Below are 26,156 nucleotides of genomic sequence, written 5' to 3' on the forward strand. Positions count from 1 at the left end.
GACCTTGCGTGACGGGGCAGGGGTGACCCCGCCCCGTCTGCTGGCTCAGAGCGTGATGCGGTAGCGTGCGAAGCCGTCCGGGCCTTCGCCCGCAGCCTCGATCGCTACGCCTTCGACCCCGTCCATGAACGCCGAGGCCGCCGGCCCCGTGTCGAAAAGGACCGTGGTCCCCGCCATCGGCGCGAAGGTCCAGTTTGCGTCGGCCGAGGGGCTGACGGTCCCCTGTTCAACGATATAGCGAACGATCACGTCGCGGTTGGTGTCCGGCCCCTCGAAGATCACCGTGGAGGGGTTGGCGCCGGGGAAGTTCCCGCCGCCGCCCGCGCGGTAATTGTTCGTGGCGACGATGAATTCCTGCGCGTCGTCGATGGGCGCGCCCTGGTACATCAGGTTGACGATCCGGTGCGCGTCGGGGGCCACGACCTCGCCGTCGTTGTTGTAGCGGGACGGCTGGCTGAGGTCGATCTGGTAGGTCACCCCGTCGATCACGTCGAAGTTGTAGGACGGGAAGTCGGGGTTCAGAAGGATCTGATCGGCCTCTCCGGGCGTGATCTGGTTGAACATGCCCGCGGACCGCTCCAGCCATTCGCGCACCTCGGCCCCGGTGATGCGCACCGCGCGCACCGTGTTGGGATAGAGGTAGAGGTCGGCCACGTTCTTGATCGCGATGGGCCCGGCGGGCACGTCGGTGTAGTATTCCGGCCCGCCACGGCCCCCGGCCTTGAAAGGGGCCGCGGCCGACAGGATCGGCAGCCCCTCGTTCTCGGTCCCCGCCATCATCTGCGCGATGTACCAGGTCTGTGCGTTCGACACGATCTGGACGGAAGGATCGTCGGCCACCAGCGCGAAGTAGGAGTGGAGCGGCGCGTCCGTCTGTCCGACCTCGGCACGGACATAGGCCAGCGTCGCCTCGTGGTCGGCCTCGACGGAGGCGAGCACGGCCTCGTCGCTGTCCACCAGCGCGGTGATCGAGCGGTCCTCCTCCCGCCGGTAGATCGGCCGCGCCTCGGACATGTGGGAGGCGATGCGCCAGGTGTTCCCGTCACGCTCCAGCATCAGGTCGACAAGGCCCATGTGGCTCCCCCAGAAGCCGGCCATGACCGCAGGCTTGCCCATGATCGTCCCGGCCTCCGCGTCGACACCGGGCGTCCCCGCGTAGTCGGGGCCCGGGAAGACGCGGTGATGGTGGCCGGTCAGGACCACGTCGATGCCGTCCACGCCCGCCAGCGGGATCGAGGCGTTCTCCATCATGTCGGAATGGTCCGCCTCGCCGATGCCGGAATGGGACAGCGCGATGATGATCTCGGCGCCTTCCTCGCGCATCTGCGGCACGTAGGCCTGCGCGGCGGCGACGATGTCGCGCACCTGCACGTTGCCTTCGAGGTGCCGGCGGTCCCAGGTCATGATTTGCGGCGGCACGAAGCCGATGATGCCGATGCGGATCGGGTGGCTCTCGCCCGCGCCGTCGGTCAGCATCCGGTCGAGCATCACGTAGGGCGGGACCAGCGTCGTGTCGGCGGTGGCGTTGCCGCCCATGGCGGTCGACACGTTGGCGCAGACCACCGGGAAGTCCGCGCCTGCGACCGAGTTCATCAGGAAGGGCAGGCCATAGTTGAACTCGTGGTTGCCGAGCGTCGAGGCGTCGAACCCGAGCGTGTTCATCGCCGCGATCATCGGGTGGACGTCGCCTTCGGACATGCCCCGCTCGTAGGCCATGTAGTCGCCCATCGGGTTGCCCTGAAGGAAGTCGCCGTTGTCGAGCAGGATCGAGTTCGTCGACTCGGCCCTTATGCCGTCGACCAGCGACGCGGTCCGTGCAAGGCCGACGGTGTCCACCGGCCGGTCGCTGTAGTAGTCATAGGGGAAGACGTGGACATGGACATCGGTCGTTTCCATGATCCGAAGATGCGCCTGGCCGGCCTGCGCGCGGACCGAGAAGGGGTGCATCGCGATGAAGCCGGCGGTCGTGGCCAGGAAGGCCCGACGGTTCAGAAGAATCGGCATGGGTTTTTTCTCCGCTGTTGGACAATTGTCAGTGTAACCCGTCCGGCCGCGGGCGGCTGTTACAATTCCGACAAAATCAGGCCATCGGCGGGGATTTGTCCGTTCCTTTGGCGCCTCACCGGAAGATGCACGCCACTCCCGACCACAGATGCGTGACCGTCGTCCCGTCCTCCGAGACGATGCCCGCCACGCCGTCGCGCTCGAATTCGAGGCCGAGCGTGCTGTCGGTGTGCCAGACCGTGCCGGCCGTTTCCAGTGCCGCGCGCGGCGCACCGACGGCGAGGTCGCCGGTCGTGGCGACCGCGTCCCCGGTGGCGAGGAACCAGCCTTCGAGGCGGTCCTCCCGGAAGTTCAGGTCGATCTGGCCGGGCAGCGAGACGCTGACCAGCGGCCCCTCGGGACATTCGCCGGGAAAGGCCACGTGGACCTCGTGGCCGACGATGGCGACGAGTGTGCGCATGGCGACGTGGAAGGGTGTGCCGAAGGGCAGGTCCACCCCGGCGCTGCCATCGGCGGCGGTCAGATGCAGGCCCGTGGCATCGGCGCGGATCGTGTCACTGGGGGATGGCCAGTACGCCTCGGCAAGGAGTGGCTGCGCAGCAAGGAGCGATACGAGGACGATGGAGGGCAGGCGGACCATGAAGACACTCCGGGTTCTGGTGCCCGCGAGTGTCTCAGGCCGGGGGGCGGGGCGGCAATGCGGGAAACCCCGCACTGCCACCCGCGGCACCTCAGAGCGCGAGGTTGGGGATGATCTGCTTCTTCCGGCTGACGACACCCGGCAGGACGACCGTATCGGAATCGCCGCAGACGGTGGCGAAGCTCTTTTCCGCGACCTGCCTGGTCAGTTCATTCGGGATCAGCATGGTCGACTGCTCGCGCAGGATGTCGACGATGAACAGGAGCACCTGGTCGACACCGTCCTCGGCGGCCACGGCGGGCATGGAGGCCATGAGGCTCGCCTTCCGGGCAAGGACCGTCTCGGGCGACGTGGTTTCCAGCACGCTGACGCGGAACGACTTGCCGCCGACCTCGTATTCCTTGCTGTCCATCCGCAGGAGCTCGGCGTCCGAGAACTCCGAGACGTCCGACTTTGCCGCGAACATCTCGGCGGCGTAAGAGGGGATGTCGATGCCCAGCTCCTCGGCCAGCTTCTCGGCCACGGCGCGGTCGGTGTCCGTCGTGGTGGGCGAGCGGAATTCCAGCGTGTCCGACAGGATGCACGACAGCATCGCGCCCTTGATCGCCTCGGGCATCCGCGCTGCATCCGGGCCCATGGCCTTGTACATGATGGTCGCCGTGCAGGCGAGCGGACGAATGGTGATGGTGATGGGCCCCTTCGTCTCCAGCCCGCCGACCAGCTTGTGATGGTCGATGATGGCCTTGATGTCGGCGTCGTTGATGCCCTCGGGAAGCTCGGCCGGGTTGTTCGTGTCGACGATCACCACGGGTGTGCCGGCGGCGACGGAGTCGATGATGCGCGGCTTGGGCAGGTTCCAGCGGTCGAGCATGAAGGCGGCTTCGGTGTTGGGCTCGCCCAGCAGGACGGGCTCGGCTTCGCAGTCGGTGACGTTGTTCAGGTACCAGGCCCAGATGATGGGCGAACCGGTCGAGTCGGTGTCGGGCGACTTGTGGCCGAAGACGAGCGTGTTCATGGGAAAGTCTCTCGGATGCATTGCGAAAATCGCGGCCCTCATAGCGGGGCGGAGGGAGCTTGTCACGGGCTACGCGCTCGCGGTGGGTTGAGGTGTCGGCGGCATGATCCCCGTCGGGCCGCAAGCGGATGACGTTTCGGTCGATTTTTCCGATCGCGAACCGTTGACACCCCACGGACCCATCCTTATCTCCGCGTCGTTAGCACTCATCCAAGGCGAGTGCTAAAGCGAGAAAACCGAACCTTACGAGGAGAGTTCGAGACATGGCATTCACTCCGCTGCATGACCGCGTGCTGGTCCGCCGCATCGAATCCGACGAGAAGACCAAGGGTGGTCTGATCATCCCCGACAGCGCCAAGGAAAAGCCCGCAGAAGGTGAAGTGATCGCCGTGGGCGCGGGCGCCAAGGACGACGACGGCGACCGTATCCCCATGGACGTCAAGGCCGGCGACCGCATCCTGTTCGGCAAATGGTCGGGCACCGAGGTCACCGTCGACGGCCAAGAACTTCTGATCATGAAGGAATCGGACATCCTCGGCGTCATCGCCTGAGCGTCCCGCCGGCCACGCGCCGGCGACCCGGTTCCAATCCGCAACCGATTTTTCCAAGGAGAGTCCAGAAATGGCAGCCAAGGACGTCAAGTTTAGCACCGATGCCCGCAACCGCATGCTGAAGGGTGTGAACATCCTCGCCGACGCGGTGAAGGTCACCCTCGGCCCCAAGGGCCGCAACGTCGTCATCGAGAAGTCGTTCGGCGCGCCCCGCATCACCAAGGACGGTGTGTCGGTCGCCAAGGAGATCGAACTCGAGGACAAGTTCGAGAACATGGGCGCGCAGATGGTCAAGGAAGTGGCCAGCCGCACCAACGACGAGGCCGGCGACGGCACCACGACCGCAACGGTCCTGGCCCAGGCCATCGTCAAGGAAGGCATGAAGTCGGTCGCCGCCGGCATGAACCCGATGGACCTCAAGCGCGGCATCGACCTCGCCGTGCACAAGGTCATCGACCACATCAAGTCGGCAGCCCGTGACGTCACCGACAGCGACGAGGTCGCGCAGGTCGGCACCGTCTCCGCCAACGGCGAGGCCGCAATCGGCCGCATGATCGCCGATGCGATGCAGAAGGTCGGCAACGACGGCGTCATCACCGTCGAGGAGAACAAGGGCCTCGAGACCGAGACCGAAGTGGTCGAGGGCATGCAGTTCGACCGCGGCTACCTCAGCCCCTACTTCGTGACGAACCCCGACAAGATGTCGGCGGAGCTCGAGGACTGCCTCATCCTGCTGCACGAGAAGAAGCTCTCGTCGCTGCAGCCGATGGTCCCGCTGCTCGAGTCGGTCATCCAGTCGGGCAAGCCGCTCCTCATCATCGCCGAGGACGTCGAAGGCGAGGCGCTCGCCACGCTCGTGGTCAACAAGCTGCGTGGCGGCCTGAAGATCGCCGCCGTCAAGGCACCGGGCTTCGGTGACCGCCGCAAGGCCATGCTGCAGGACATCGCGATCCTGACCGGTGGCCAGGTGATCTCGGAAGACCTCGGCATGAAGCTCGAGAACGTCACCATCGACATGCTCGGCAACGCCAAGAAGATCGTCATCAAGAAAGATGACACGACCATCGTCGACGGCGCAGGCGACAAGGCCGAGATCGAGGCCCGCGTTTCGCAGATCCGCCAGCAGATCGAGGAAACCACCTCGGACTACGACCGCGAGAAGCTGCAGGAGCGTGTTGCCAAGCTCGCAGGCGGCGTCGCCGTCATCCGCGTCGGCGGCATGACCGAAGTCGAAGTGAAGGAGCGCAAGGACCGTGTCGATGACGCGCTGAACGCGACCCGCGCGGCCGTTCAGGAAGGCGTGGTCGTCGGTGGCGGTGTCGCTCTGGTCCAGGGCGCGAAGTCGCTCGAGGGCGTGAAGGGCGAGAACTCGGACCAGGATGCCGGCATCGCCATCGTGCGCAAGGCACTCGAGGCGCCGCTTCGCCAGATCGCCGAGAATGCGGGCGTCGACGGTTCGGTCGTCGCGGGCAAGATCCGCGAGTCCAGCGACCTGTCCTTCGGCTTCAACGCGCAGACCGAGGAATACGGCGACATGTTCAAGTTCGGCGTGATCGACCCCGCGAAGGTCGTGCGCACCGCGCTCGAGGACGCCGCATCGATCGCCGGCCTGCTCATCACCACCGAGGCGATGGTTGCCGACCGGCCGAAGAAGGACGACGGCCCGGCAATGCCCGACATGGGCGGCATGGGCGGCATGATGTAATCTGCCGCCAGGCACTGAAATTCGGAAAGGGGCCGCATTGCGCGGCCCCTTTTTTCATTGGGTGCGCCCCTGTGGTCTCCACCATCGGGAGGCGCGCGCGTCGGGGGGGGGAAGATCAGTCGGAAAGGCAGATCTTGTTCCCGTCCGGATCCCTGACATAGGCGGAAAACCGGGGCCCCCTCGGCCCCGGCGCGCCCTCGCAGGTTCCGCCCAGTGAAATGGCCTTGCGGTGAAGCCGTTCGACCTCCTCGGCCGATCCGAGCGCGAAACCGACCATCGTTCCGTTGCCGTTGGCCGCCGGTCTGCCGTCGAACGGTATCGCAACCGCGAAGGCGAAATCCTCTCCCAGCCAGTAGATCATCCTTTCGGATGGCTGGACCCGGTTCACCTCCGCCCGATCGAAGAACGCGTCGTAGAACGCGGCCGCTCTTTCCATGTCGGTCGTGCCGACGACGAAGTAGTTCATCCTCATTTTCCGGTCTCCTGTGCCCGCCAGCGGGTTGCTGGCGTCTGTGGTTCAGGCTCTATTGGTAAACCGGACATCTGATGGCATATTTTTTGAATGGCGCGCGCTCACCCCAATGACAGGCTCAGGCGGATGGATCTGCTGGCCGTTCAGCTGAAACAGGAAGAGCGTTGCACGATAAAGGGCCTGGCGCGCCAGCACGGCGTTAGCGAGCGGACGATCGCACGGGACCTGTCGCTCATGCGGGACCGCGGTTTGCCCATCGACGCGGACCGGGGGCGGGGCGGGGGCGTGCGGCTCGACCCCCATTGGGGCGTCGGCCGGGTGAACCTCAGCTACCCCGAGGCCGTGGACCTTCTCATCAGCATCGAGGTGGCGGAGAAGATGGGCTCACCCATGTTCCTGGCGAACCTCGGCTCGGTCAGGCGGCATCTGGTGGCCTCGTTCTCACCGAGGAAACGGGCGGAGGTCAACCGCCTGAAGTCCCGCATCCTGATCGGGGTCACGGCATCGACCTATGTGCAGGCGGGTGTCACGTCGCCCCCCAAACGTGTCGTGCAGGCCCTGCACCAGGGGTTCATCGATCTCGAAACGCTTGCGATCCGCTACGCAAGGGAGGACGGCGAGATCTCGGACCGCGAGATCGAACCGCACTACCTGATGCTGAAATATCCCGTCTGGTATGTGCTCGCGTTCGATCACCTGCGGGCCGAGCCCCGCACGTTCCGATGCGACCGCATCCTGAGCGCCTCCCGCACGGGGACGCGGTTCCGCCTGTTGCCCAAGCGCGAATTCCGCAAGTCCCTGCATGCGGACGACCTCGCGCCCTGATCCTGCATGGCGCCCCGGCGTGAGACCCCGCACGCGCCTGTTGCCGAGGTAACACGCGGGGCGGGGGACATCCGTCCGCGCGGCTTGCCCGACGGCGCGGGCCACCCTAACTCCGCGCAAGCCGGAACCTTCCCGGCAGCAGGAGACTTCATGTTCTCGTCGGAGACCCGGGCCTAGGGTCCGCAAAAGGCGGACCGATCGCAGTTCACCGCCCGTGCGCGTGCCGGGTGCGTGATTCCGTCTGGCCTGAAGTCTCCGGAATATCCATGAACATCTCGAAACACGAACAGCGCGTGCTGCACGTGCTGGCGCAGGGCGGTGCCATTCACTTCGAACGCGCCCCCAACGGCAAGGTCACCGACGTGACCTGCATCACACGCGACGGGCATATCCTCGCCGATTGCACGCTCGCCATCTTCGACCGGCTGAGGAAGCGGCGCTTCATCCGCTCGGTCGGCGGCGCGCCCTACCGCGCGACGAAGCGCGGGGTCATGTCGGTGCGTGCGCAGCTCGACAACCGGTGAACCGGGTATCGAGCAGGGCGGCGGGGCAAGCGGAGGCTTCCGCTCCGCCCCGCCGTCCCCTAACCTCCCGAAAAAACGGGGGGTCCCAGCATGTCCACAACACCTGTCGCCATCGTCACCGGTGCCGCGCGAGGCATCGGCCTTGCCACGGCGAAACGCTTTCTCGGTGCGGGATGGCGCGTCGCCATGGTCGACCGCGACGTGCCTGAGCTGGACAGCGCCGCGGCCGGGCTCTCGCCGGTTCTGGCGTTGCCCTACGACGTGTCCGTGCCCGAACAGGTCGACGCGATGGTGGCCGACACACTGGCCGAATGGGGCCGGATCGACGCGCTGGTCAACAACGCGGGCGTGGCCGATTTCGGACCCATCGAGGAGACGACCTTCGCCCGCTGGCGCACGGTGATGGAGACCAATCTCGATGGTGTCTTCCTCTGTTCGCAGGCCTGTATTCCGGCCCTCAGGGAAAGTCGCGGCGCGATCGTGAACATCGCCTCGATCTCGGGGCTGCGCGCCTCGACCCTTCGGGTGGCCTACGGCACGTCCAAGGCCGCGGTGATGCACCTGACGAAACAGCAGGCCGTCGAACTCGGTGAATACGGCATCCGCGCCAACTGCGTCTGTCCCGGCCCGGTGCGCACCAAGCTGGCCATGGCCGTGCATTCGCAGGCCATCATCGACGCCTACCACGATGCAATTCCCCTGAACCGATACGGTTCGGAGGATGAGATCGCCTCGGTCATCGCCTTTCTGTGCTCCGGGGATGCATCCTACGTCACCGGCCAGATCATCGCCGCCGATGGCGGGTTCGAGGCGACTGCGATCGGCCTTCCGGCGCTTCGCGGCAACGACTGAGAGGACGCGGGTATGGAACGGATCGGGGTGATCGGACTTGGACGCATGGGCAGTGCCATGGCGCGGAAACTGGCGGCCGAAGGCTGTGCCGTGACGGGCTGGACCAGGTCGGGCCGGACGGTCGATGGCGTTCCCTCCGCGAGGGACCTCGCCACGCTGGTGGCGGGGTCGGACGTCCTGATCCTGTCGCTCTTCGACGACGCCGCCGTGGCCGAGATGCTCGACATCTTGCTGGACCTCGAGCTTGAAGGGCGCCTCATCCTCGAGACGAGCACCGTCGTCCCGAATATCCTGTCCGACCGCGCAGAGGCATTTGCCGCGAAGGGTGCGACCGTCGCCGACGCCCCGATCTCCGGCGGGCCGGAGATGGTCGAGGCGGGGACCTGCGGCATCTTCGTGGGGGCGGAGCCCGCCGTGGCGGTGAGGGCGCAGCCCATCCTCGCGCGGATCACGCCCCGTGTTCTGCATGTCGGCCCCCTGGGCGCCGGAATGGTGATGAAGACGATCAACAATTCCCTGTTGCAGTCCTATGTCGCGGGTCTGCGCGAGATGCTTCCCCTCGCCAAGCGCGCCGGCATACCGCTTGCCGATGTCATGGGCATCGTCAACGGCGGGCCCGCTGGTATGCCCATGATCCGGGACCGGATGCCGAGGATCCTCGGAGAGGACACGTCTGTCGGCTTTCCGATCAGCGGCATCTACAAGGACAACGAGGTTTTCCGGCGCGTGGTCGAAAGCCACGGCCTGACCGCGCCGGTCCTGCAGATCGCCGAAGACGCGCAGCGCGAGGCCATCGGGAACGGCATGGGCGAGCTGGATCCCGCCGCCCTGATCGCGGCCTCCTATCACGACGCCTGAACCCGCCCCCGCCTTGTCGCAGATCAACGCAAGGCCGCTTCTTGTGGTCCAGTTTCCCCGCAATGCTTGCGAACACAGGGGGAAGACCCATGAAACGACTGCTGTACGTCGCGGCCGCGGCCCTGATTGCCATTGCCGCCGCGCCCGTATCGGCCGAGGAGGACGAGACGGCGCGTCTCGATTTCGGGGGTGATACCTACACTGCCGGCGGCGATATCGCCGTCGCCACCGAAACACCGGGCGACCTTTTCGCCGCCTCCGAGGACCTTTCTGTGGATGGCGCCGTGGCCGGCACAGCGCACATCGCCGGGCGCAGACTGTCGATCGACGCGGCCACAGGCACGCTCTACGCCTTCGGCTACGAAATCGGCCTCGACGCGGATGTGGCAAACGCCGCCACGCTCGCCGGGGCGGAGGTCGAGATCGATGCGGCGATCGGCGGGAACCTGCGCCTGTTTGCCCGCGAGGCGGAGATAACGGGCAGCCTGGGCGGCTCGGCCCTGATCGCCGTGCGCGACCTCGTGCTCGACGCGCCCGTGGCCGGCGACCTGATGATCGCGGTCGAAACGGTCGAGTTCGGCGACGCGGCGACGGTCGCGGGCCGCGTGATCGTCTATGCCGAGGCGGGCGAGGCCCCCGAAATCCCCGCGCGGGTTGCCCCCGCCGACAGGGTCGAGGTGCGCGACATCGAGGAGGACGACATGCCCGGCGGTTTCGCCGACATGCGCCGCAATGCCTGGCGCGCGGCTGTCACCGGGTTCATCGTCAGCGTCCTGACGGTCGCCGCCCTTGCCGCCGCCGCCATCGCCATCGCGCCGGCCCAGGTCGCGGCATGGCGGGAAAAGGCCCTCTCCCACCCGGGCAGCAGCCTCGTCTCGGGGTTCCTCCTCGTTTCCACCATCGCGGGGGCGGGCCTCGTGCTTGCGCTGACGGTGATCGGCATTCCTCTCCTGCCGGCGGCGTTCGTCCTTGCGGGGCTCGTCGGCTACGCGGGCTATGTCATGGGGGCCTACATCCTCGGCGTGGCGATCTGGCTGAGGCTCGGCAACGAGATGCCGGGCGATGTGCTGCGCAAGGCGGGTCTCGCGACCCTCGGGGCCTTCGTCGCGGGGATCGTCGCGCTCATTCCGTTGCTCGGCTGGCTCGTGGTGCTTGCGCTGGCGCTGACGGGGGCAGGGGCCATCGTCACGGTCCTGCGTGAGCACAGGGCCAACCCCGACGCGGTCTGAAGGACAGGCGCGGGGGGCTTTTCCTCCGCGCCGCTTCGGGTCATGAGGGGGCATGACGCTTCCCGATCTCACGTTCCGTGGCGCCCGCGTGCTGACCCCCTCGGGGTTGGCCGAGAGGCCGCTCTCCATCGTCGGGGGGCGGATCGGGGCCGAGCCTGCGGGGCCGGTGGTCGACCTGTCCGGCCACCTTGTTCTGCCGGGGATCGTCGATATCCACGGCGACGGGTTCGAACGGCACCTCGCGCCCCGTCGCGGCGCGCTCGAAAGCCTAGCCGCCGGCCTTGCCAGCCTCGATTCTGAGTTGGCCGCCAACGGCATCACCACCGCCGTCATCGCGCAGTTCTACTCCTGGGAAGGGGGCATGCGAGGCCCCGATTTCGCCGAGGCCCTTGCCGAGGCGCTGGCGGCCACGACGATGCGCGCCGACACGCTGTTGCAGCTGCGCCTCGAGATCGGCATGACCGGCGATTTCGACAGGGTCGAGGCGTTGGTGGAGCGTTTCGCCATTCCATATGTCGTTCTGAACGACCACCTGCCCCATGCCGAACTCGCCGCCGGCAAGCGGCCACCCAGCCTGACGGGGCAGGCGCTCAAGGCGCGCCGCTCGCCCGAGGTGCACTGGGCGCTTCTGCAGGAAATGCATGACGCTTGGGACGCGGTGCCGGCGGCATTGGCCCGTCTCTGCACGGTGCTGAAGGCGCGCGGCGTCCTGATCGGCAGCCACGACGACCACACGCCGGAGGATCGGGCCCGCGGCCGGGCGCTGGGCGCGACGCTGTCGGAATTCCCCGAAACGCTGGCGGCGGCAGAGGCGGCACGTGCTGCGGGCGAGGGTGTCATCATGGGCGCACCGAACCTCGTGCGCGGTGCATCGCACGCGGGCAAGGTGGCGGCAGGCGACCTGGTGGCCGCCGGTCTCGTCGATGCGCTTGCCTCCGACTACCATTACCCCGCCCCCGCGCGCGCCGCCTTCCGGCTCGAGGCGGGGGGAATGGACGTCGCCTCCGCCTGGGCGCTGGTGTCCGAGGGGCCCGCGCGTCTCCTCGGCCTGACCGACCGGGGGCGGATCGCGCCGGGACTGCGCGCCGACCTCGTGATCGTCGAGGAGGAAAGCCGCCGCATCGCCGGCACGATCGCCGATGGCGCGGTCAGCCACCTGGCCGGGCCCCTCGCGGCGAGGTTCCTCGCGGCATGAGACTCGCCCTTCTCACCGCGCTGGTCATGGTCGCCTTCGCGGCGAACTCGATCCTGAACCGGATGGCCGTGGGGCCGGGTCACATCGGCGCGACGGATTTCGCACTCATCCGGGCGGTGGCCGGGGCCGTGACCCTTGCGGCACTCGTTTTCGTGCGTGGGCGGGCGCTTCCGTTCCTGTCTGCGCGCCGCATCCCCGGCGCGCTCGGCCTTGCGCTCTACCTCGTCGGTTTCTCGCTCGCCTATCTCGCCATCGACGCGGGTATCGGCGCGCTGATCCTGTTCGGGGGCGTGCAGGTGGCGATGTTCGCAGGCGCGGTCCTGTCGGGCGAGGCGCCGCCTGTCCGCCGCTGGATCGGCGCAGGCCTGGCGATGGCCGGTCTCGGCTGGCTCGTCTGGCCCGCGGGCGAGGTTGCGCTGCCGCTGGCCGCGTCGGGCGCGATGCTGGCCGCGGCGCTTGGATGGGGGATCTACTCGTTGGTCGGGCGCCGCGCGACCGATCCGTTGGCCGAGACGGCGGCCAACTTCATCCTCGCCGCGCCGCTCTGCGGTGTCGCGCTTCTGGCCTTGCCGGGGGTCGGCACGCCGGCCTCCGGCCTCGGCGTCGCGCTCGCGGTCCTGTCCGGGGCCGCGACCTCGGGCCTCGGCTACGCGCTCTGGTATGGTGTCCTGCCGCGGCTCGCCGCCTCGGTGTCGGGGCTCGTGCAGCTTTCGGTGCCGGTCATAGCCATGATCGGCGGCGTCCTGCTGCTGGGCGAGGCGCTTACCCTGCGCATGCTCGGCGCGGGCCTCCTGACGCTCGGGGGCATCGCCTACGGGCTCGGCGCCTTTCAGCGGACCAGCGGTTCCAGCGGATCGTAGATCATCCTCGTGCCCCAGGCCGCCTCTGGCAGACTGTCGGGTTTGTAGCGCAGGCCCGCCATATCCGCGCGGCTGGCGAGGATGCGGCGCGAGACGATGCCTTCGGGGTCCTTCCACGGCGCCATCGGATCGCCCGACAGGAGCCGCACGCGGAAATAGATGTCGACCTGGTGAAACCCGCGTTCGGGCGCGTGGAACTCGTTGACGAGACAGGGCTCGCCCACCGCCACGTTCAACCCGGTCTCCTCGTGGAATTCCCGCACGAGGTTGTCCTCAAGGCTCGAATGCGGCTCCACCCCGCCGCCCGGCGCGCAGAGAAGATCGCTGCGGTTCCCGGCATAGGCGTTCACCAGCAGGAGCCGGTCGTCGATCAGGAGCAGGCCGCGCACCGCGACGCGGGGGATCGTGCGCGCCCGTGTCCGGGCCTGTTTCGGCTGCTCCGTCATGCTGCGACATTGGCGTGACGCCGGGGCAGGGGCAAGCGCCCCTCGCAGCGTGCCGCCAAATGGCTTATCTTGAAGGCCATGCGCAGGCTGATGATCGCCCTTTTCCTGACCACCGCCGCGGCATTGCCCGCGAGGGCGGAGGACTGCGTGATCCTTGTGCACGGGCTGGCGCGGACAGAGGTCTCGTTGATCGTGATGGAAGAGGCGCTGGAGGCCGAAGGCTACCGCGTCATCAACCAGGGTTACGACTCGCGCCGCGCTTCGGTGGCCGAACTTGCGCCCGACGTCATCTTTCCCGCGGTCGCGCAATGCGGGACCGAACGGGTGCACTTCGTGACCCACTCCATGGGTGGGATCCTGGTGCGCTTCTGGCTCTCGCGGCATCCGCCCGTGAACCTCGGGCGTGTCGTCATGCTCGCCCCGCCCAACGGCGGAAGCGAGCTTGTCGACGTGTTCGGCCCGCTCGATCCCTTCGAGTGGGTCAATGGACCGGCGGGGTCTGAACTCGGCACCGGGCCGGACGATCTTCCCAACCGTCTTCCGCCGGTCGATTTCGAACTCGGGATCATTGCAGGCAACAGGACGTTGAACCCGATCTACTCGGCGATGATCCCGGGGCCCGACGATGGCAAGGTCTCGGTGGGCCGGACCATGGTCGTCGGAATGGATGACTTCATCATCCTGCCGGTGACCCATACCTTCATGATGAACTCACCGCTCGTGATCGCGGAGGTGATCCGGTTTCTCGAAACCGGCGCCTTCGACCACGACATGGAGATGTTCGAGGCGGTGGAGACCTTCTTCGAGTGATCGCGGTCAGCCGGCCGGGCCGGTGACGCGGTTCACGTGACCCATCTTGCGGCCGGGCCGCGTCTCGGTCTTGCCGTAGAGATGGACCTGCACCCCGCGCTCGGCGGCGAGTGCGGGCGCGCGGTCCACATCCGCCCCGATCAGGTTCTCCATCACGACGTTTGCGTGGCGCGTTCCGTCCCCGAGCGGCCAGCCCGCGATGGCGCGGATGTGCTGCTCGAACTGGTCGACGGCGCAGCCGGCCTGCGTCCAGTGGCCCGAGTTGTGGACCCTCGGCGCGATCTCGTTCACCACGAGGCCGCCCGGTGTCACGAACAGCTCCACGCCGAGAACGCCCACGTAGTCCAGCGCGTTCAGGATGCGCGAGGCCAGCAGGACCGCGTCGGTGCGCAGCGCGGCGGGGATCGCGGCGGGAACGGTCGTCGTGGCGAGAATGCCATCGACGTGGACGTTCTCACCCGGATCGTAGGCGGCGATGGAGCCGTCGGCCCCGCGCGCGGCGATGACACTGATTTCCCGGGAAAAGGTCACGAAGCCCTCGGCGATGGCCGGCGCGCCTTCGAGGCTGCCGAGCGCGGCCTGCGCGCCCGCGTGGTCGAGCACGCGGGCCTGCCCCTTGCCGTCATAGCCGAAGCGGCGGGTCTTCAGGATCGCGGGAATGCCGGTCTTCTCCAGCGCGGCCGAGAGGTCCCCGGGGCCGTCGATCTGCGCGAAAGGGGCGACGGCAAGGCCGAGCGAAGACAGGAACTCCTTCTCGGCCAGCCTGTCCTGGCTGATCTCGAGCGCGCGCCGGTTCGGGTGGAACGGTGTCGTCTCGCCGAGGATATCGAGCGCGGTGGCGGGAATGTTCTCGAACTCGTAGGTGACGATATCGCAGGCTTCGGCGAAGGACCGAAGCGCCGAGGCGTCGTCGTAGGCCGCCTTGGTCCAGACCGCCGCCACATCCGCCGCCGGGGCCGCGCCCGGCTCGAATATGTGGGTCCGGTAGCCAAGTCGCGCGGCCGCCATGGCCAGCATCCGGCCGAGCTGTCCGCCGCCGAGAATGCCGATCACCGCACCTTGAGCGAGCGGTTCAGTCATCGATCGGGGCCTCGGGGATCGACGCCGAAAGCGCCGCGCGCCATGCATCAAGGCGCCGGGCGAGGTCCTCGTCCGAGAGGCTGAGGATCCCGGCCGCCATCAGTCCGGCGTTCGCCGCACCGGCCGGGCCGATGGCCATGGTGGCAACCGGATAGCCGCGCGGCATCTGGACGATGGAATAGAGCGAGTCGACGCCCGAGAGCGCCTTGGTCTGCACCGGCACGCCGATCACCGGCACGCGCGTCTTCGACGCCATCATGCCCGGCAGGTGCGCTGCGCCGCCAGCGCCCGCAACGATGACCTTGAGCCCCCGTTCCGCGGCGGTTCGTCCATACTCCCACAGACGGTCCGGCGTGCGGTGGGCCGACACGATGCGTGCCTCGTAAGGCAATCCCAACTCGTCGAGGATGGCCGCGGCCTCGCGCATGGTGGGCCAGTCGGACTGGCTGCCCATGATGATGCCGACCAGTGGTTCGCCCATGCCTTCGTCCCTTGGAACTGCCCCCGGAGCGCCGCACTATAGCGGCAGTCGGAGCATGCGCAACGGCAGGCGGGGACATGAAGATACGGCAGGCACGGGCGGCGGACGCTGCCGCGATGAACGCGATCCTCGAGCCGATCCTCGAGCGCTGGGGAAGCGCCCGGCCGCGCGGCGCCGATCACGTGCGCGCCCACTACATCGCGCATCCCGACAGCCTCGCCTGCCACCTCGCTGAGGTCGGGGGGCGCGTGTCGGGCTTCCAGTCGCTAAAGCGCGCCGCGGAGGGGAACCCCTACGATCTGCCAGAGGGTTGGGGGATCATCGGCACCTATGTCGCGCCAGAAGCGGCGGGGCAGGGTGTCGGACGCGCGCTCTTCGCGGCGACGCAGGCCGTGGCGGTGGCCGCCGGTCTCGACCGGATCGACGCAACCATCGGGTCGGGGAACGCGGAGGGCCTCGCCTACTACGAGGCGCTCGGCTTTCTGACATGGAGAAAACGCGGCTCGGCTGTCTGCAAGGTCTTCGACCTCGGCGCCGTCAGGCGATGATGTCGGGTGTCAGTTCGTCCTCGATCCGGGCGATCCTGTCCTTCAGCATCAGCTTCTGCTTCTTCAGCCGCTTCAATGTCAGCTGGTCGGGGTTCACCGCGTCGTGCAACGCCTCGATGGCGGCGTCGAGGTCGCGGTGCTCGCGCTTCAGCACCTCAAGCTTCACGCGGAGCACGTCCTCGTGGCTCATCTCGCTCGGAGCGTTCATGAACTCTGTCCCCAGATCGCGCATCGCGGATTTCCGTTTCGCGGAGAAGCCGAGAATACACTCAAACCCGGCCCCCTCCAAGCCTTCGCGGGGGTATCTTGCAGGCTGATCGGCAAGCGCCCATATCTGGGGCCAGAGGGGTTCGCCGCCGCAACCGGGACGGGCCCCAGCGCAGATCGCTTGTTCAGAGGATGTGCCCGATGACGAAACTGACCCTCGGTTCGCACCCGTTCCTGCTCGGGTTCGACCAGCTGGAGCGCCTGGTGGAGCGCACCGCGAAAGCCGGCAATGACGGCTACCCTCCCTACAACATCGAGCAGCGGGGCGAAAACGCCTACCGCATCACGCTCGCCGTCGCGGGGTTCGCCGAGGACGACATGTCCATCACCGTCGAGGATCGTCAGCTCGTCGTGCGCGGCAAGCAATCGGACGATAGCTCCGAACGCGTGTTCCTGCATCGTGGGATCGCCTCGCGGCAGTTCCAGCGCAGCTTCGTCCTTGCAGAGGGTGTCGAGGTCGCGGGCGCGTCCATGGAACACGGACTTCTCCATATCGACCTCAAGCGGGCCGTGCCCGACAGCGTCGTCCAGACCATCCGCATCACGAAAGGAGGCGGCAAATGAACCAGAAGAATCCTGCGGCCGACGTGACGGGGCGTCCTATCGTCTACATCCGCGAAGTCGCCGTGGCCGACCTTCCCGAGGAGGTGCGCGAACAGGCGGGCGACCTCGAGACGGTCTATGCCATCGGCTCGGAGACCGGCGAACAGCTTGCGCTTGTGGGCGACCGCAGCCTCGCCTTCATCGTGGCGCGTCAGAACGACATGGAGCCGGTGAGCGTCCACTGACGCCGCCGGCAGGCCGGGAATGGGGGGCGCCTGCGGGCGCCCCTTGTCTATGCGCGGGAATCGTCGGGCGGTCCAAAGGCACCAACCGCCATTCCTCGCCGCCCCAGAATCTGACATCGAGGCGATGCCCTTCGAGCGTGTATCCCCCATCGGGCGCGAGGTCGCGGATCGCTTCCAGCACATCCCTGGGATCGCCGATGTAGCGGTCCGAGACCAGATCCCAGCGGCGCCGCCCATGTCCGGGCCGCAAGCGGAAATCGAGGGAAATCGCGCCGCGTCTTGAACGGCCCACGATCCGCTCGACGTCCTCCCACCGAAGTCGGATTTCGCCGCGCCCGGACGCCGGGGTCGCGATGAGGCCGTCGCCTCGCACGATCACCTCAAGCCGCTGAAAGGGCAGGAAGAGGGCCAGCAAGGCGCAGAGGAACGGGACCAGTGCCGTCACGAGGAGGAGTATCAAGAGCTCGGTCAGCCATCCCGGCTCTCCGATCCGGCTGAGGACCTCGGGCAACCCCACAAACCATGCGATCCCGATGCCGAGGCCGGCGCACAGGGCCGAGGCTGGCCAATAGCTGAAGCGTCCGACCGGCGCGAAGCGGACCTCGCCGCGCGCGCTACCGGATGCCCCGGTCATGCCTTGCGCCATACCGATACATGCTCAGTTCCCCGTGTCGTCCCGCCAGCGGTTCACGATGGGATAGCGGCGGTCGAGCCAGAAGGCGCGCTCGGTCAGTCGGGTGCCGGGGGCCGACTGGAAACGCTTGTATTCGCTGAGGTAGATCAGCCGCTCGATCTTCTTCACCGTCTCGCGATCGTAGCCGAGCGCCACGACGTCGGCCACCGACGCCTCCTTGTCGATCAGCATTTCCAGCATCACGTCGAGGTCGGCATAGGGCGGCAGACTGTCCTCGTCCTTCTGGTTCTCGCGCAGTTCGGCCGTCGGCGGCTTGTCGATCACGCGGGGCGGGATGACCTCGCCCGCAGGCCCCTTCATCCAGTCGCGGTGGTTCGCGTTCCGCCAGCGGCAGGTTTCGAAGACGCGGGTCTTGTAGAGATCCTTCAGCGGATTGTAGCCCCCCGCCATGTCGCCATAGATCGTGGCATAGCCCACGGCGACCTCGGACTTGTTGCCCGTGGTCAGAAGCATTTCCCCGAACTTGTTCGACAGCGCCATCAGCATCACGCCGCGCAGGCGCGACTGGATGTTCTCCTCCGTCACGCCAGGCTCGGTCCCTTCGAACAGGTCCCCCAGCGCGCCCAGGACCGCCTCGTGCGACGTGCCGATCGACACCGTGTCGAGGCGGCAGCCGAGCCGCGCCGCCACGTCGCGCGCGTCCTCGAGCGAGGTTTCGGACGTGAAGCGCGAGGGCAGCATCACGCAGCGCACGTTCTCCGGCCCAAGCGTGTCGCAGGCGATTGCCGCCACCAATGCGCTGTCGACGCCCCCCGAAAGGCCGAGCACCGCCTTGTGGAAGCCCGCCTTGCGCATGTAGTCGCCCAGCGACAGGACCATGGTCCGATAGTCGGCTTCCCAGGGGTCGGGCAGGCGGGCCTTGTCGCCCGGAATCGCATGCCAGCCCTCGTCGCCATTCTCGAATTCGACGAAGAACAGTCCCGGCTCGAAGGCCGGGAACTGGTGGGTCAGCGCCCCGTGCGGGTTCAGGACGAAACTCGCGCCATCGAAAACCTGGTCGTCCTGTCCGCCCAGGAGGTTGAGGTAGACAAGCGGCAGCCCGGTCTCGACCACGCGGGAGACCATCTGCGCCTGGCGGATGTCCATCTTGCCCCGGTGGTACGGGGAGCCGTTGGGAACCAGCAGTATCTCGGCCCCGGTTTCGGCCAGCGTCTCGGTCACGTCCTCGAACCAGGCATCCTCGCAGATCGGCACGCCAATGCGTACCGGGCCCACGCGCACCGGTCCGGCCGGATCGCCCGCGTGGTAGTACCGCTTCTCGTCGAAGACGTTGTAGTTCGGCAGGTGATGCTTCAGCACGGTCGCCGAGATCTCTCCGTCCTGCAGGATGTAATAGGCGTTGAACGGTTTCGCGCCGCCCGGAAGCGGCCCGCCGATGCCGATGGCCGGCCCGTCAACGCAGGCAGCGGCCAGTTCCCCCATCACGCGATGCACGTCCATCGCGAAGGCGGGCTTCTTCACGAGGTCCTGCAATTGATAGCCGGTCAGGAACATCTCGGGAAACGCGATCATGTCCGCGCCCGCGGCTTTCGCCTCGGCCCAGGCCGTGCGGACCATCTCGGCATTTCCCGCAAGATCGCCCACCGTGGAGTTCATTTGCGCAAGGCACAGTCGGAAACGCTCGGTCATCTCTCACGGACCCCTTCGGCAAGTCGGCGCGCGGCACCGGTCCGCCCCTCACATAGCAGACCTCTCCGTGGGGCCAAGCCGTTGCAGGGCCTCGCGCCCGAAAGGCGTTGCAGAGACCTTGTGCCTCCCCTAGCTTTGGGTGGGCCGAGCGGCCATGCCTTCAACGAGAGCGGCTCCGAGACAGGGAGGGGCGAGACCCGTGCGAAAGACGAAGTGGGGCGTCGCAGGCGCAGGCGGCTTGATGCTGATCGCGACCGGGTCGGTGTTTGCGCAGGACACGGGTGGAGCGACCCGTGTGGACATCGCGCAATACGACAACGGTGGCATCTACGAGGGCGAGTTCCGCAACGGGGTGCAGCACGGCACGGGAACCTACCGGCTGCCGAACGGTTACGAATACACCGGCGAATGGGTCGACGGCGAGATCCGCGGCCAGGGCGTGGCACGCTTTCCCGACGGATCGGTCTACGAAGGCAGTTTCGCCGCGGGCCGGCCCGAGGGAACGGGTTCGATCACCTTCGCCGACGGCTCAACCTACGAAGGCCAATGGACCGAGGGCCGGATCGAGGGGCAGGGAACGGCGGTCTACGCCAACGGCGTGAGCTACACCGGCGGGTTCGTGAACGCGCTCCATCACGGGCAGGGCGTCATGACCGGGCCCAACGGTTACCGCTACGAGGGCCAGTGGGAGAACGGGCTGAAGCAGGGGACGGGCACGATCACCTATCCCGACGGCGCGGTCTATTCCGGTCAGTTCGTGGGCGGCCAGCGCGAGGGAACCGGCCGGCTCCAGATGGCGGACGGTGTGATCTACGAGGGCGAGTGGGCGGACGGGCAGATCAACGGCCAGGGCACGCTCACCCAACCCAATGGCGACGTCTACACCGGCACGCTGGTCGACGGACAACGCCAGGGGCAGGGCCGCGTGGTTTATTCCAACGGCGACGTCTACGAGGGCACGTTCGAGAATGACCGCCGCCATGGCGATGGCACCTTCACCGGTACCGACGGGTACATCTATGTCGGCCAGTGGCGCGAAGGCCGGATAGAGGGGCAGGGACAGGTGACCTATCCAGACGGGTCCGTCTATGTCGGCGCGTTCCGCAACGACCTCGCCCATGGGCAGGGCACGATCACCTATCCCGACGGCGCCTCCTACGAGGGCGACTGGACCGATGGCGTGATCCAGGGCACCGGCGTCGCACGCTATGCCAACGGGCTTGTCTATCAGGGCCAGTTCCTCAATGCCCGCCAGCACGGCCAGGGCGTGATGAGCCATCCCGACGGCTACCGCTACGAGGGCCAGTGGGAGGATGGTCTGCGCCACGGGCAGGGGATCGCCACCTATGCCGACGGCACGGTCTACGAGGGCCAGTTCGTCGCGGGCCAGCGCGAGGGTCAGGGGACGCTGACCATGCCCGACGGCTTCACCTATACCGGCGCCTGGGATGATGGCGAAATCAACGGGATGGGCACTGCGACCTATTCCAACGGCGACGTCTATGAAGGCATGTTCGTCAATGGCCGCCGCCAGGGCACGGGTACGATGCGCTACGCCACGGGCGAGGTCCTCGAGACCGAATGGGAGGCGGGTCTGCCGGTCGAAGGCGACGCGCCGGCCCCCGCCGCCGAGCCCAATACGGGCGAGGTCGGTCCCGGAGGTGCCGCCGATGACGCGGCGCCAAGCGATGGCTGAGGGCCGAAGCCGCGGCCACGTCGCACCGAGGGGGCCGCGCAGCCGCTGATCTTGGCGATAGGGACCGCCGCGCAGGGTTCACCTGGATATCCGCCGCCGTTCCGGGCGGGCAGCTTGCGATGCCCGCCCCCTTCCCGGTCACCGGTGGCCGGGCGGCCGTTCAGCCCGCAACCAGCCCCATGCCTTCCAGCTTCAGAAGCACCTGCTGCGCGCAGTAGTCGACCTCCATCCCCTCGGTGTCGACCACGAGCTCTGCGCTGGTCGGCGCCTCGTAGGGGTCGGAGATGCCGGTGAACTCCTTGATCTTGCCCTCGCGCGCCAGCTTGTAGAGCCCCTTGCGGTCGCGCCGTTCACATTCTTCGAGCGAGGTGGCCACGTGCACCTCCACGAAGGCGCCGTAGGTCTCCACCATCTCGCGCACCGCCCGCCGCGTCGCGGTGTAGGGCGCGATGGGCGCGCAGATCGCGATGCCGCCGTTCTTTGTGATCTCCGAGGCGACATAGCCGATCCGGCGGATGTTGATGTCGCGGTGCTCCTTCGAGAAGCCGAGCTCGCTCGACAGGTGTTTGCGCACGACGTCGCCGTCCAGCAGCGTCACCGGCCGGCCGCCCATCTCCATCAGCTTGACCATGATGGCGTTGGCGATGGTGGACTTGCCCGACCCGGAGAGCCCGGTGAAGAACACCGTGAAACCCTGCTTGGAGCGGGGCGGCGACGTGCGGCGCAACTCGGCCACCACCTCGGGGAAGGAGAACCATTCGGGGATCTCCAGACCCTCCCGCAGGCGGCGGCGGAGCTCCGTTCCCGAGATGTCGAGAACCGTGTCGCCCTCGGGCACCTCGTTGGCGGGGTAGTACTGCGCCTTCTCCTGCACGTAGACCATGTGCTTGAAGTCGACCATCTCGAGGCCGATCTCGGCCTCGTGGGTCTTGAAGAGTTCCTGCGCGTCGTAGGGGCCGTAGAAATCCTGGCCCGCGCTGTTCTTGCCGGGACCCGCGTGGTCGCGGCCGACGATGAAATGCGTGCAGCCGTGGTTCTTGCGGATCAAGCCGTGCCATACGGCCTCGCGCGGGCCGGCCATGCGCATGGCGAGGTTCAGGAGGCTCATGCTCGTCGTGGCGGAGGGGTACTTGTCGAGCACCGCCTCGTAGCAGCGCACGCGTGTGAAATGGTCCACATCGCCGGGTTTCGTCATGCCGACGACGGGATGGAGCAGCAGGTTCGCCTGCGCTTCGCGCGCGGCGCGGAAGGTCAGCTCCTGGTGCGCGCGGTGCAGCGGGTTGCGCGTCTGGAAGGCAACGACCCGGCGCCAGCCGAGCTTGCGGAACAGCGCGCGCAATTCGTTCGGCGTGTCGCGGCGGGCGCGGAAATCGTAGTGCACCGGCGGCTGGATGCCGGTGATCGCGCCGCCGAGATAGACCGGGCCCGCGACGTGGTGCAGGTAGTTCACCGCCGGGTGGGCGAGGTCGTCGGCGCCGAAGACCATCTCGGCCTCGCGCGCCTTGTTCGGCACGTACTTGTCCGAGATCGACAGGATCGCGAGGATCACGCCCTCTGCATCGCGCAGCGCGATGTCCTGGCCGGGCTCGATGCTGTCGGCGAAGGCCTGCGACACGTCCAGCGTGATCGGCATCGGCCAGAGCGTGCCGTCGGCCAGCCGCATCGTCTCCACGACGCTTTCGTAGTCGTTCTGACCGAGAAAGCCCTTCAGGGGCGCGAAGCCGCCGTTCATCAGCAGTTCCAGGTCGCAGGTCTGACGCTGCGTGAGGTCCCAGGAGGGAAGCTCGGCGGCTTCCGCCTTCAGTTTCTGGGCGCTGTCGTAGGAGACATAGAGCTCCGGGACCGGGGCGAGGTGGCTTTGCATGGAGAGGGTCCTTGATTTCGGAGGGGCAAGGGGGCTGGCCGCGCCGGTCAGTTCGGCGTGCAGCGCGTTGTATTCCGCGAACTTGCGGGCGAGGAAACGGTCGGCGAGGCGGGCCTTCGTGGCGGCCCCGCGCGGGGTGAGGGCATAGCCGACGCGCTGCCGCCGGTCCGAGGTCGTCCGGTCGGTGATGCGCACGAGCCCCGCCTCGGTCACGGCGCGCAACTGTGCGTTGAGCCGCCCGAGGCTGACGCCGAGCGCTTCCGCCGTTGCGCGCTGCGGCGCATCGGGTGCGGTGTCGAGCTGCCGCAGAAGACGGAAGAGGAAGTCCTCGTCGGGTGGCATCTGGTCTGCGGGCGCGGGCATGGGTCGGCGGGGCTAAGGATATGTTCACCGATGAACATATCTCGCGTCGCCACGCTTGAGAAGGGGCTTCCCCTCGAAAGAGGGAACCCCGCGCGCACCGTGGCGCACATGCCGCAGTCGAAGCGCCGGTCTTTTGCAAAAGACCGGTCAGGCCCTTGCAAGGGCCTCGAGGAGATCCTTCGAAGGACCTCCCTTTGGTCTGGGGTTATTCCGCTGCGTCGACCGGCGCGGCGTGGACGCCGGCCGCAGCGGGTTCCTCGCCTTCCTGCTCGGCCAGCCACTTCTCGGCGTCCAGCGCGGCCATGCAGCCCATTCCGGCGCTCGTGACCGCCTGCCGATAGATGTGGTCCGTCACGTCGCCCGCGGCGAAGACGCCGGGGATCGAGGTGCGCGTGCTTCCGGCTTCGACCTTCACGTAGCCGCCGTTGTGCAACTCCAGCTGGTCCTTCACGAGCTCGGTCGCGGGGGCGTGTCCGATCGCCACGAAGAAACCGGAACAGGGGACCGTCCTGCGCTCGCCCGTCTCGACATGCTCGATCACCACGCCCTCGACGCCGCGCGGCGTCTCCCCGCCGACGACCTCGGCGATGGTGTGGTCCCAGATCACCTCGATCTTGGGGTTCTTGAACAGGCGGTCCTGCATGATCTTCTCGGCGCGGAAACTGTCGCGGCGATGCACCACCGTGACCTTGGAGGCGAAGTTGGTCAGGAACAGCGCCTCCTCCACTGCCGTGTTGCCGCCGCCCACCACGACGATCTCCTTGCCCCGGTAGAAGAACCCGTCACAGGTGGCGCAAGCCGAAACGCCGAAGCCCTTGAAGTGTTCTTCCGAGGGCAGGCCCAGCCATTTCGCCTGCGCGCCCGTTGCGAGGATCACGGCGTCGGCGGTGTAGGTCGTGCCGCTGTCGCCTTTCGCCGTGAAGGGGCGTTTCGACAGGTCGAGCGTGCTGATGTGGTCGGAAATGATCTCGGTGCCCATCTCGCGCGCGTGCGCCTCCATGCGCACCATGAGGTCGGGGCCCATGACGCTGGCATCGCCCGGCCAGTTCTCCACGTCGGTGGTGATGGTCAGCTGCCCGCCGGGCTGAATCCCCTGGACCAGCACCGGTTCCAGCATGGCGCGGGACGCATAGACCCCGGCGGTATAGCCGGCCGGGCCGGAGCCGATGATAAGAACGCGGGTATGGCGGATGTCGGACATGGTGAAGCCTCGGGCAGTTTGCACGCCCGTCCCGTATAATCCGCGACGCCGCCCGACGAAAGGGGCCGGTCAGTAGTCGTCGTTGCCGCCAGCCAGCGCCCGGCGCACCACGGGCGTGCAGGCCTCTGCCGTCGGGGCCTCGCACTCATAGTAGCGTCCATCCACGAACACGAAGTATTGGGCGCGCCCGCCGCCGTCCGATCCGGGACGGGTCGTGACCTGGTAGGGCTGGCCATCGATGCTGATGACGTCGCGGTCGTAGAAGGTAGATTGCGGCGCGTTGAGCGAATCTCCTTCGCAGGCGCTCAACACGAGGATAGCGGCCAGGGCCGCCGATGCGCGAAACATGGCACATCTCCTTTGCTTGTTTTCGCGCGCTTCCTTGAACATGTTGACCTCCCCGACATGACTTGTCCAATGATCGGGCAAAGTGGCGGCCAAGTTGCCGCGAAGTGTTGCGACCCTCTTTCAAATGTTGCGCGGACGTGAAATAAAGTTGCGCGACGCCTCTCGCTGGCGCACACAAACGACCATTCGCGCAGCCGCGACAAGACGATTCCTCCGGCAGAGGGGGCCGGATCACATGCCCAGCACCAAGCTCGATCCCATCGACCGCAAGATCCTCGCCGAGTTGCAGGAGGACGGGCGCATGACCAATGTCGAGCTTGCCCGGCGTGTCGGAATCTCGGCCCCGCCCTGTCTCCGCCGCGTCCGCACGCTGGAGGAGGCCGGATATATCCGCGGCTACCATGCGGATGTGGACCCGCGGTTGCTGGGCTTCGAGGTGCAGGTCTTCGCCATGGTGGGCCTGTCGAGCCAGGCCGAGGCCGACCTCGTCGCCTTCGAGGAACTGTGCCGGAGTTGGCCGCTCGTGCGCGAATGCCACATGCTCAACGGCGAGATCGACTTCATCCTCAAATGCGTGGCCCCCGATCTCTCGACCTTCCAGAGCTTCCTGACCGGCCAGCTGACAGCCGCGCCCAACGTGGCGAGCGTGCGCACCTCGCTGGTGATCCGGGGCGCCAAGGATGCCCCCGGCGTGCCCTTCGATGTCATGGAGGAGAGGCTGAGCCGCTCGGCCTGAACCCATGCTGCCGCCCGCCCCCGCGGATATCCCGAAGCTCTACCAAGAGGCGCTCGCCCTGCAGAAGCGGGGCGAGGCGGCGCAGGCATTGGCGCTTCACCGCCGGATCCTCTCGGCGGTTCCGGGCCAGGTCGAGGCGCTTTTCCAGGCCGGACGGCTGCTGGTCGAGGCCGGCGAGCACGGAGAAGCCGAGATCCTGTTGCGACGGGCTCTGGCCGCGCGGCCGAAGGAGGCGGCGATCTGGCAGGCGCTTCATGGCGCGCTGTCCGGGGCCGCGCGCACGAAACTCGAGCGGGAGGCGGCGCGCGCGCGCATTCCTCTGGGGCTGGCCTCCGAGGCTGCGCCGATCTTCCGGCTGGTCGCGAAGGGCGAGACCGAGACCGCGCTGAAGCAGGCGATGGCGCTGGTCAGGGCCGCGCCGGCCGCGGCCGCGCCCGCCCATGCGCTCGGCGCCGTGCAGGCCGCGCGCGGCAAC

At 67.5% G+C, this 26,156-nt stretch carries 29 protein-coding genes; 16 read left to right on the forward strand and 13 right to left on the reverse strand.

Annotated features, from left to right (window positions below; translation table 11 throughout):
- Positions 1 to 45: 45 nt before the first annotated feature.
- The 3 genes from N8I71_RS18940 to N8I71_RS18950 form a co-directional block, all read right to left on the reverse strand.
- Positions 46 to 2,004, reverse strand: a complete 1,959-nt coding sequence (locus N8I71_RS18940) for a bifunctional 2',3'-cyclic-nucleotide 2'-phosphodiesterase/3'-nucleotidase (RefSeq protein ID WP_262879598.1) — start codon at positions 2,002 to 2,004, stop codon at positions 46 to 48.
- A gap of 115 nt (positions 2,005 to 2,119) precedes the next feature.
- Complete coding sequence (locus tag N8I71_RS18945) at positions 2,120 to 2,644, reverse strand: hypothetical protein (protein WP_262879599.1); 525 nt, start codon at positions 2,642 to 2,644, stop codon at positions 2,120 to 2,122.
- A 91-nt stretch (positions 2,645 to 2,735) separates the two neighbouring features.
- Entirely contained in the window at positions 2,736 to 3,659 is a 924-nt protein-coding gene (locus N8I71_RS18950; RefSeq protein WP_262879600.1) for a manganese-dependent inorganic pyrophosphatase, read from the reverse strand.
- Between the two features lie 263 nt (positions 3,660 to 3,922).
- Here N8I71_RS18950 and groES point away from each other — a divergent pair, with 263 nt between their 5' ends.
- Positions 3,923 to 4,210 carry a co-chaperone GroES gene (gene groES, locus N8I71_RS18955; RefSeq protein WP_262879601.1) on the forward strand — a complete coding sequence of 96 codons (288 nt, stop codon included), beginning with the start codon at positions 3,923 to 3,925 and terminating at the stop codon, positions 4,208 to 4,210.
- 70 nt (positions 4,211 to 4,280) lie between these two features.
- Positions 4,281 to 5,915, forward strand: a complete 1,635-nt coding sequence (gene groL / locus N8I71_RS18960; protein ID WP_262879602.1) for a chaperonin GroEL — start codon at positions 4,281 to 4,283, stop codon at positions 5,913 to 5,915.
- A 115-nt stretch (positions 5,916 to 6,030) separates the two neighbouring features.
- Here the strand turns inward: groL and N8I71_RS18965 are convergent, their stop codons facing one another.
- Positions 6,031 to 6,387, reverse strand: a complete 357-nt coding sequence (locus N8I71_RS18965) for a VOC family protein (RefSeq protein ID WP_262879603.1) — start codon at positions 6,385 to 6,387, stop codon at positions 6,031 to 6,033.
- 90 nt (positions 6,388 to 6,477) lie between these two features.
- On the opposite strand from N8I71_RS18965, the gene N8I71_RS18970 reads away from it, so the two are divergent.
- The 7 genes from N8I71_RS18970 to N8I71_RS19000 all read left to right on the forward strand — a co-directional run bounded on the left by N8I71_RS18970 (position 6,478) and on the right by N8I71_RS19000 (position 12,730).
- The gene (locus tag N8I71_RS18970; protein ID WP_262879604.1) at positions 6,478 to 7,212 is read left to right on the forward strand and encodes a helix-turn-helix transcriptional regulator; all 735 of its coding nucleotides are present in this window, start codon (positions 6,478 to 6,480) and stop codon (positions 7,210 to 7,212) included.
- 266 nt (positions 7,213 to 7,478) lie between these two features.
- Positions 7,479 to 7,736: a YjhX family toxin gene (locus N8I71_RS18975; protein ID WP_262879605.1), complete on the forward strand. Its 258-nt coding sequence runs from the start codon at positions 7,479 to 7,481 to the stop codon at positions 7,734 to 7,736.
- Between the two features lie 90 nt (positions 7,737 to 7,826).
- Positions 7,827 to 8,588, forward strand: a complete 762-nt coding sequence (locus N8I71_RS18980; protein ID WP_262879606.1) for an SDR family NAD(P)-dependent oxidoreductase — start codon at positions 7,827 to 7,829, stop codon at positions 8,586 to 8,588.
- Positions 8,589 to 8,600: 12 nt separating this feature from the next.
- The gene (locus N8I71_RS18985; protein ID WP_262879607.1) at positions 8,601 to 9,446 is read left to right on the forward strand and encodes an NAD(P)-dependent oxidoreductase; all 846 of its coding nucleotides are present in this window, start codon (positions 8,601 to 8,603) and stop codon (positions 9,444 to 9,446) included.
- Positions 9,447 to 9,535: 89 nt separating this feature from the next.
- Complete coding sequence (locus tag N8I71_RS18990) at positions 9,536 to 10,675, forward strand: hypothetical protein (protein ID WP_262879608.1); 1,140 nt, start codon at positions 9,536 to 9,538, stop codon at positions 10,673 to 10,675.
- Between the two features lie 52 nt (positions 10,676 to 10,727).
- Positions 10,728 to 11,870: an alpha-D-ribose 1-methylphosphonate 5-triphosphate diphosphatase gene (locus tag N8I71_RS18995; RefSeq protein ID WP_262879609.1), complete on the forward strand. Its 1,143-nt coding sequence runs from the start codon at positions 10,728 to 10,730 to the stop codon at positions 11,868 to 11,870.
- Positions 11,867 to 12,730 (forward strand): DMT family transporter, encoded by an 864-nt coding sequence (locus N8I71_RS19000; RefSeq protein ID WP_262879610.1) that lies wholly within the window; start codon positions 11,867 to 11,869, stop codon positions 12,728 to 12,730. The genes N8I71_RS18995 and N8I71_RS19000 overlap by 4 nt, the downstream gene beginning before the upstream one ends.
- On the opposite strand, the gene N8I71_RS19005 is transcribed toward N8I71_RS19000, so the two are convergent.
- Positions 12,700 to 13,176 carry an NUDIX domain-containing protein gene (locus tag N8I71_RS19005; RefSeq protein ID WP_262879611.1) on the reverse strand — a complete coding sequence of 159 codons (477 nt, stop codon included), beginning with the start codon at positions 13,174 to 13,176 and terminating at the stop codon, positions 12,700 to 12,702. The genes N8I71_RS19000 and N8I71_RS19005 overlap by 31 nt on opposite strands.
- A 90-nt stretch (positions 13,177 to 13,266) precedes the next feature.
- Here N8I71_RS19005 and N8I71_RS19010 point away from each other — a divergent pair, with 90 nt between their 5' ends.
- A complete protein-coding gene (locus N8I71_RS19010; RefSeq protein ID WP_262879612.1) occupies positions 13,267 to 13,986 on the forward strand; it encodes a lipase family protein in 720 nt (239 codons plus the stop codon).
- 6 nt (positions 13,987 to 13,992) lie between these two features.
- Here N8I71_RS19010 and N8I71_RS19015 read toward each other — a convergent pair whose 3' ends face one another.
- Both N8I71_RS19015 and purE read right to left on the reverse strand, forming a co-directional pair.
- Complete coding sequence (locus tag N8I71_RS19015; protein ID WP_262879613.1) at positions 13,993 to 15,066, reverse strand: 5-(carboxyamino)imidazole ribonucleotide synthase; 1,074 nt, start codon at positions 15,064 to 15,066, stop codon at positions 13,993 to 13,995.
- The gene (purE, locus tag N8I71_RS19020) at positions 15,059 to 15,547 is read right to left on the reverse strand and encodes a 5-(carboxyamino)imidazole ribonucleotide mutase (protein WP_262879614.1); all 489 of its coding nucleotides are present in this window, start codon (positions 15,545 to 15,547) and stop codon (positions 15,059 to 15,061) included. Before purE ends, N8I71_RS19015 begins: the two co-directional genes overlap by 8 nt.
- Positions 15,548 to 15,624: 77 nt before the next feature.
- On the opposite strand from purE, the gene N8I71_RS19025 reads away from it, so the two are divergent.
- Positions 15,625 to 16,095 carry a GNAT family N-acetyltransferase gene (locus N8I71_RS19025; RefSeq protein WP_262879615.1) on the forward strand — a complete coding sequence of 157 codons (471 nt, stop codon included), beginning with the start codon at positions 15,625 to 15,627 and terminating at the stop codon, positions 16,093 to 16,095.
- Here the strand turns inward: N8I71_RS19025 and N8I71_RS19030 are convergent.
- Entirely contained in the window at positions 16,085 to 16,303 is a 219-nt protein-coding gene (locus tag N8I71_RS19030; protein WP_262879616.1) for a YdcH family protein, read from the reverse strand. The two genes, N8I71_RS19025 and N8I71_RS19030, sit on opposite strands and share 11 nt — an antisense overlap.
- Before the next feature lie 200 nt (positions 16,304 to 16,503).
- Here N8I71_RS19030 and N8I71_RS19035 point away from each other — a divergent pair, with 200 nt between their 5' ends.
- A complete protein-coding gene (locus N8I71_RS19035) occupies positions 16,504 to 16,926 on the forward strand; it encodes an Hsp20 family protein (protein WP_262879617.1) in 423 nt (140 codons plus the stop codon).
- Complete coding sequence (locus N8I71_RS19040; RefSeq protein ID WP_262879618.1) at positions 16,923 to 17,150, forward strand: DUF1150 domain-containing protein; 228 nt, start codon at positions 16,923 to 16,925, stop codon at positions 17,148 to 17,150. Before N8I71_RS19035 ends, N8I71_RS19040 begins: the two co-directional genes overlap by 4 nt.
- Here N8I71_RS19040 and N8I71_RS19045 read toward each other — a convergent pair.
- Positions 17,104 to 17,796 (reverse strand): hypothetical protein, encoded by a 693-nt coding sequence (locus tag N8I71_RS19045; RefSeq protein ID WP_262879619.1) that lies wholly within the window; start codon positions 17,794 to 17,796, stop codon positions 17,104 to 17,106. The two genes, N8I71_RS19040 and N8I71_RS19045, sit on opposite strands and share 47 nt — an antisense overlap.
- A 12-nt stretch (positions 17,797 to 17,808) precedes the next feature.
- Positions 17,809 to 19,473, reverse strand: a complete 1,665-nt coding sequence (locus N8I71_RS19050) for an NAD+ synthase (protein WP_262879620.1) — start codon at positions 19,471 to 19,473, stop codon at positions 17,809 to 17,811.
- 241 nt (positions 19,474 to 19,714) lie between these two features.
- On the opposite strand from N8I71_RS19050, the gene N8I71_RS19055 reads away from it, so the two are divergent.
- Positions 19,715 to 21,169 (forward strand): MORN repeat-containing protein, encoded by a 1,455-nt coding sequence (locus N8I71_RS19055; RefSeq protein WP_262879627.1) that lies wholly within the window; start codon positions 19,715 to 19,717, stop codon positions 21,167 to 21,169.
- Between the two features lie 160 nt (positions 21,170 to 21,329).
- Here the strand turns inward: N8I71_RS19055 and N8I71_RS19060 are convergent, their stop codons facing one another.
- The 3 genes from N8I71_RS19060 to N8I71_RS19070 form a co-directional block, all read right to left on the reverse strand.
- Positions 21,330 to 23,396 (reverse strand): bifunctional sulfate adenylyltransferase/adenylylsulfate kinase, encoded by a 2,067-nt coding sequence (locus tag N8I71_RS19060; protein WP_262879621.1) that lies wholly within the window; start codon positions 23,394 to 23,396, stop codon positions 21,330 to 21,332.
- A gap of 205 nt (positions 23,397 to 23,601) precedes the next feature.
- On the reverse strand, positions 23,602 to 24,597 hold the full coding sequence (trxB, locus tag N8I71_RS19065; RefSeq protein WP_262879622.1) for a thioredoxin-disulfide reductase: 996 nt from the start codon (positions 24,595 to 24,597) through the stop codon (positions 23,602 to 23,604).
- 69 nt (positions 24,598 to 24,666) lie between these two features.
- Entirely contained in the window at positions 24,667 to 24,945 is a 279-nt protein-coding gene (locus N8I71_RS19070; protein ID WP_262879623.1) for a hypothetical protein, read from the reverse strand.
- Positions 24,946 to 25,180: 235 nt separating this feature from the next.
- On the opposite strand from N8I71_RS19070, the gene N8I71_RS19075 reads away from it, so the two are divergent.
- Both N8I71_RS19075 and N8I71_RS19080 read left to right on the forward strand, forming a co-directional pair.
- Entirely contained in the window at positions 25,181 to 25,681 is a 501-nt protein-coding gene (locus N8I71_RS19075; RefSeq protein ID WP_262879624.1) for an Lrp/AsnC family transcriptional regulator, read from the forward strand.
- A gap of 4 nt (positions 25,682 to 25,685) precedes the next feature.
- The coding region (locus N8I71_RS19080) for a tetratricopeptide repeat protein (RefSeq protein ID WP_262879625.1) at positions 25,686 to 26,156 on the forward strand (471 nt) is incomplete at its 3' end.

It is taken from the genome of Roseicyclus sediminis, from assembly GCF_025515305.1.
Taxonomy (GTDB): domain Bacteria; phylum Pseudomonadota; class Alphaproteobacteria; order Rhodobacterales; family Rhodobacteraceae; genus Roseibacterium; species Roseibacterium sediminis.